The 2,670-nt window shown below is 54.9% G+C and carries 1 rRNA gene; it reads right to left on the minus strand.

The features are described from left to right. Window positions 1–42: 42 nt before the first annotated feature. A 23S ribosomal RNA gene (locus tag CJ301_RS18245) occupies window positions 43–2,670 on the minus strand.

The raw sequence follows: 2,670 nt of genomic DNA on the forward strand, positions 1-2,670 counted from the left end.
TTGGCGTGTATGCTTTCGGATCCAGCCTTGCTGTTTCTGGATCGGATCAAGCCTATCGGACCATTAGTATCGGTCAACTGAACGCATTGCTGCGCTTACATCTCCGACCTATCGACGTGGTGGTCTACCACGGTCCTCGGGGATACCTTGTTTTGAGGGGGGCTTCCCGCTTAGATGCCTTCAGCGGTTATCCTGTCCGATCATAGCTACCCTGCACTGCCGTTGGCACGACAACAGGTCCACCAGTGGATCGTTCACCCCGGTCCTCTCGTACTAGGGGCAACTCCTCTCAAGTATCCTACACCCACGGAAGATAGGGACCGAACTGTCTCACGACGTTCTAAACCCAGCTCACGTACCTCTTTAAATGGCGAACAGCCATACCCTTGGGACCTGCTCCAGCCCCAGGATGAGATGAGCCGACATCGAGGTGCCAAACACTGCCGTCGATATGGACTCTTGGGCAGTATCAGCCTGTTATCCCCAGCGTACCTTTTATCCGTTGAGCGATGGCCCTTCCACTCGGGACCACCGGATCACTATGGCCGTCTTTCGACTCTGCTCGACTTGTCAGTCTTGCAGTCAGGCTGGCTTATGCCATTGCACTCGACGAACGATTTCCGACCGTTCTGAGCCAACCTTCGCGCGCCTCCGTTACTGTTTGGGAGGCGACCGCCCCAGTCAAACTACCCGCCACACAGGGTCCCGGAACCGGATGACGGTCCGCGGTTAGACATCAAGAGTGCGAAGGGTGGTATCTCAAGGAAGGCTCCACGGGAACTGGCGTTCCCGCTTCATTGCCTACCACCTATCCTGCACATCGCAGTCCTGATGCCAGTGTGAAGCTGTAGTAAAGGTGCATGGGGTCTTTCCGTCTAACCGCGGGAAGCCGGCATCTTGACCGGCAATTCAATTTCGCTGAGTCGATGTTGGAGACAGCGGGGAAGTCGTTACGCCATTCGTGCAGGTCGGAACTTACCCGACAAGGAATTTCGCTACCTTAGGACCGTTATAGTTACGGCCGCCGTTTACCGGGGCTTCAATTCAAGGCTTGCACCTCTCCTTTTAACCTTCCGGCACCGGGCAGGCGTCAGACCCTATACGTCGTCTTGCGACTTCGCAGAGCCCTGTGTTTTTAGTAAACAGTCGCCACCCCCTGGTTTGTGCCCCCGGCCCCCACTTGCGTGAAAACCGGGCCTCCTTCTCGCGAACTTACGGAGGTATTTTGCCGAGTTCCTTCAACATCGTTCTCTCAAGCGCCTTGGTATTCTCTACCAGTCCACCTGTGTCGGTTTAGGGTACGATCTCATGATGGAGCTATTTCCAGGGACCACCTGGCTGCCCAGCCAATCCGATAAGGCTGAACAACGTCCGTGATCCGTCACTTCCATCTGGCCCAGGAATATTAACCTGGTTCCCATCGACTACGCCTTTCGGCCTCGCCTTAGGGGTCGGCTTACCCTGCTCAGATTAACTTTAAGCAGGAACCCTTGGACTTTCGGCGACAGGGTCTCTCACCCTGTTTATCGCTACTCATGTCATCATTCTCGCTGGTGATCTCTCCACCGGATGGCTCACGCCCCGGCTTCACAGAAAACCCCGCGTGTCCAATAGCCCCGAAGGGCATAAGGACACATGGGATTATGTCACACCACGCTCTGCTACCATGCGCTATGCGCATCCTAAGCTTCGGCTCATGGCTTGAGCCCCGTTACATCTTCGCCGCAGGACAACTTGATTAGACCAGTGAGCTGTTACGCTATCTTTAAAGGATGGCTGCTTCTAAGCCAACCTCCTGGTTGTTTTGGTCGTCCCACCTGCTTTCCCACTTAGCCATGAATTAGGGGCCTTAGCTGTAGGTCAGGGTTGTTTCCCTCTCCACGACGGACGTTAGCACCCGCCGTGTGTCTGCCATCTAGTACTCCCGGGTATTCGGAGTTTGGTTAGGATCAGTAAGCCTGTGGGGCCCCATTACCCATCCAGTGCTCTACCCCCCGGGGTATTCGGATGACGCTCTACCTAAATAGATTTCGCAGAGAACCAGCTATCTCCGAGTTTGATTGGCCTTTCACCCCTAGGCACACCTCATCCCGACCTTTTTCAACAGGTGTGGGTTCGGACCTCCAGTGCGTGTTACCGCACCTTCATCCTGGACATGCCTAGATCACTCGGTTTCGGGTCTGATCCCACGAACTCATGCGCCCTATTAAGACTCGCTTTCGCTGCGCCTACACCTACCGGCTTAAGCTTGCTCGTGAGACCAAGTCGATGACCCATTATACAAAAGGTACGCCGTCACTTCTCAAGGAAGCTCCGACTGATTGTAGGCGTTCGGTTTCAGGTACTGTTTCACTCCCCTCGTCGGGGTGCTTTTCACCTTTCCCTCACGGTACTGGTTCGCTATCGGTCAGTAAGGAGTACTTAGCCTTCGAGGGTGGTCCCCCGATCTTCAGACAGGATTACACGTGTCCCGCCCTACTTGATACGTCCCGTCATGCTTCCCATACGGGGCTGTCACCCGCTCTGGCCGAGTTTTCCAACTCGTTCTGGTCACATTTCAGGCTCGGCTGGTCCGCGTTCGCTCGCCACTACTAGCGGAGTCTCTATTGATGTCCTTTCCTCCGGGTACTTAGATGTTTCAGTTCCCCGGGTTTGCTCTTTTAACCCTAT

It is taken from the genome of Limimaricola cinnabarinus, assembly GCF_002723615.1.
Taxonomy (GTDB): domain Bacteria; phylum Pseudomonadota; class Alphaproteobacteria; order Rhodobacterales; family Rhodobacteraceae; genus Limimaricola; species Limimaricola cinnabarinus_B.